This is a genomic window from Mesorhizobium silamurunense (genome assembly GCF_014843905.1).
In the GTDB taxonomy this organism is placed as follows: domain Bacteria; phylum Pseudomonadota; class Alphaproteobacteria; order Rhizobiales; family Rhizobiaceae; genus Mesorhizobium; species Mesorhizobium silamurunense.
In genome coordinates this window covers 1-2,878 of the sequence record NZ_LPVS01000024.1, presented here as the reverse complement: position 1 = coordinate 2,878, position 2,878 = coordinate 1, and the positions used below count along the sequence as shown (strand labels likewise).

Annotated in this window: 3 protein-coding genes and 1 pseudogene; 1 reads left to right on the top strand and 3 read right to left on the bottom strand. The window is 60.7% G+C overall.

Annotated elements, in window-relative coordinates; genetic code table 11:
* Positions 1-183: 183 nt before the first annotated feature.
* Positions 184-534, top strand: a complete 351-nt coding sequence (locus tag AU465_RS05605; RefSeq protein WP_192244772.1) for a hypothetical protein — start codon at positions 184-186, stop codon at positions 532-534.
* 59 nt (positions 535-593) lie between these two features.
* Here AU465_RS05605 and AU465_RS36320 read toward each other — a convergent pair.
* The 3 genes and pseudogenes from AU465_RS36320 to AU465_RS05595 all read right to left on the bottom strand — a co-directional run.
* Positions 594-786 (bottom strand): annotated as a pseudogene (locus tag AU465_RS36320) (pyridoxamine 5'-phosphate oxidase family protein); the annotation flags it as partial.
* A 272-nt stretch (positions 787-1,058) separates the two neighbouring features.
* Positions 1,059-1,511, bottom strand: a complete 453-nt coding sequence (locus AU465_RS05600) for a pyridoxamine 5'-phosphate oxidase family protein (RefSeq protein WP_192244770.1) — start codon at positions 1,509-1,511, stop codon at positions 1,059-1,061.
* 309 nt (positions 1,512-1,820) lie between these two features.
* The gene (locus AU465_RS05595) at positions 1,821-2,570 is read right to left on the bottom strand and encodes a DUF4336 domain-containing protein (protein ID WP_192244768.1); all 750 of its coding nucleotides are present in this window, start codon (positions 2,568-2,570) and stop codon (positions 1,821-1,823) included.
* Positions 2,571-2,878 lie beyond the last annotated feature (308 nt).

The window sequence follows — 2,878 nt, the reverse complement described above, 5'->3', positions numbered from 1 at the left end:
CGGTCATTGCGCTGACCACGTCCGCATCCTGCAAGCCGCCATCGTTTATTGCCTCGCTTGAGACCCCTTTGCGCAAGCGCACTTCCTGCGCGAGCACATACAGGGCGCGAATGCGAAGTGACTTCGGCCAGTATGGGGTCTAGGCTCGAATGCCCTTCTGCCAGCACACGAAGAGCGTACCGCATGCCCCGCTTTCTCGCCGTCTACACTATGAAACCCGAAGATGTCGCCCGCTTTCGCAGCCTGCCTAAGCCAGAGCAGGACGCGATTGACACCGTCGGCTTAAAGCAATGGGCGGACTGGGAGGAAAGGAACGCCGCATCGTTTCCCGATCGTGGCGGCATGGTCGGCAAGACGACGCGCGTAACCAAGGACGGCATCGCCGGCGCCGTGAACTCCTTCTGCGGCTATATCGTCGTGGAGGCCGAGACCATCGAGGCCGCTGCCCGCCTCTTCGGGAACCACCCGCATTTCTCTGTCTTTCCAGGAGACGGCGTGGACATCATGCCCTTCCTCACCGACCCCGCGCTCTAGCCCTCCGCCTGCCGCTTGCCAGAAGCTAACGCGGGTTACCCCCACACGATCTAGGCGCATACCAGAGAGTTGGCCCGCATCCAGTCAATCTTCTTGCCCGGCAATGAGAACGCGTAGAGGTGACTGTCGCCGTAGGCGTAGTTGAAGCAGACGACGTAGGGTTGTCCGTCCTTTAGCGCATGCCAGATGGCCGACGCGATTGGCAGCCAGCAATTTTGCGCATTCCAAAGTGGAGAGCGTGCGGACCAGCATCGATGCGACCCTCCTATCTTCTTACATTTCACACCTTGGCAGCTGAACTCGCTATGACGTGGATCAAATGCCGCGTCTGTTTGGTCGGCAGGAGTCCAGCCACTCTTGGGACGCAGCAATTTGCAGGTGCCGCCAGACCCGCGTGCTCTCGGTGCTCGATCTGTTCGAGTGCCGCTCTGATGCCGTCGACTGGATCGCCTGTCAGGTCTGATTGCGCAGACGTTGCCGGCCTCGCTGCCGCACAAGCCGAAGTTTGTTTGGGGGAATCGCGCTCAGCAGGTAACGAGATCGGTGTGGCCAAAACCCTTGGAGTAGTCGAGCACCGAGATGACCGTAGGCATCACGCGGAAAATGCGGACCTGCTCCGGAGTCGGCATCGGGCCTGGTAGCGAGACTTGCTCCGGATACTTCAACGGTAGCATCCGCAGGACCTTTTCCGCTTCGGCCCGGTCTGCCACCGCCTGCGCCCGCGCCGCCATGGAAAGTCCAGTAATTTCCATCACCTGTGGCGTATCGTGATCGATGGTCAAGGACACGCGATCGTCTCGCGCCAGATTCGCGGCCTTCTGGCTTTCCAGACCGCAGAGGAAGTAGAGGGTAAGGCCTTCGTTCACGTAGCCGACGGTCGTCGCCTGCGGCCAGCCGTCCGGCCTCAGCGTTGCAATTGTCATGATCCGGTGTTGATCCAGCAGCGTCAGGATCTTGTTTCTGACCTCTTCGTTCATCGGTTGTCTCCAAAGTCATTGCTGACGGTGACGATAGAACGGCCGTAGACCGCCTGGCATTGACGCACATCAACGCAATGGCGGCCAGGCGCGCCTCGGCCGCAATGGCTGATCCGGGTCAGGTTTTGCGGTACAAGTCCTCCGAACGAAGGGCAGAGAAGGATCGACTCCGGCCAGTGGCTGATGGTCAGCTAATGAGGCGCGCTGCGAATGACCGGCAGTGGCGCGACCGAGGCGGCCGGGGCATCGGCTTGGATTATATCTCGACGGAGCGTTCTACTTCTCAATCGGGTGGAAAGCGGACCGCATTTACTCGCCCGCTGCTCCGAAGATCCTTCGGACGACCTTGTCAGCATCCGCATCAAAGCAGCGGCCGTGACTGAGCACGATCCGCCGCGGTCGCCATGATTGGATCTTTCCGATCGCCGCGTTCGCCTTCCCCCTCTGGACGAGCAGCGGCACACGCATGCCGAAGAATATTTGGCCGTAGGGATGATACATCCCGGCCAGCTTGGTGGCCGTTCGCCATGGCTCGGCAATCTTGTCCAATTCGATGTTAATGATCGTGTCGGTGAGTATCAGCGTTCTTGAGACCTTGTGGAAGAAGATGAACTCCTTGAAATAGCCGCCAGGAAAGAGCAGCTGATCGATCTCCCGACGCCATTCTTCCGGCGCCCTGACGTCGAGGTCTCTCGTAAAGTCGACATCCACGTGCCGAGCCCGTGCCCGCCGGCGCACGCGTGGCGATGCCCAGGCGATCGTTTCAGGAAACGCTCTCGCCCATTCCCCGATGTGCGCATAGTGGAACTGGTTGGGCGACACGAGATGGCGAACCCTACCCAACCCGCGCAGCTCCTTGGCCAGTCTCTCTTCAAACTTGATCGGCGAATGGAGGAAGAGGTCGCCGGTCGAGAGGCGCACCACTGTCATTCGGGTCGTGAACGGGAGCGGCAGCCTGATTCCGCCTACAGTCAAATATTCGAATGGACCGTCGACGATGCCGATTTCCGGCGCCAGCGGCTTATAGACGTTTATCGGTTCGTAGAGAGAGGCGCCCATGCGTTGTCGATCGCGAACATGCTGGGAACTGCCCAAACTACCGCGCGGGGCGCAGGCTGGCTAGCAGGCGAATTGTCCGCTTGGGGGCCGCGCGCGGGGCGCAGGCTGGCTAGCAGGCGAATTGTCCGCTTGGGGGCCGCAGAACGAACCCGCTGCGCGGGATGGGCGCGTGTGGTGAGGTAGAGATCACGAGCCGGACGTCGCGCTCGTATTGAGGGTGGTTCGGCCAACTGCAGTCATTCGAGAACTTGCGGCGGATGACCGCCTCTGTGAAGGGTTACGGATGCCGGCCCTCTACTGAGGTGCCG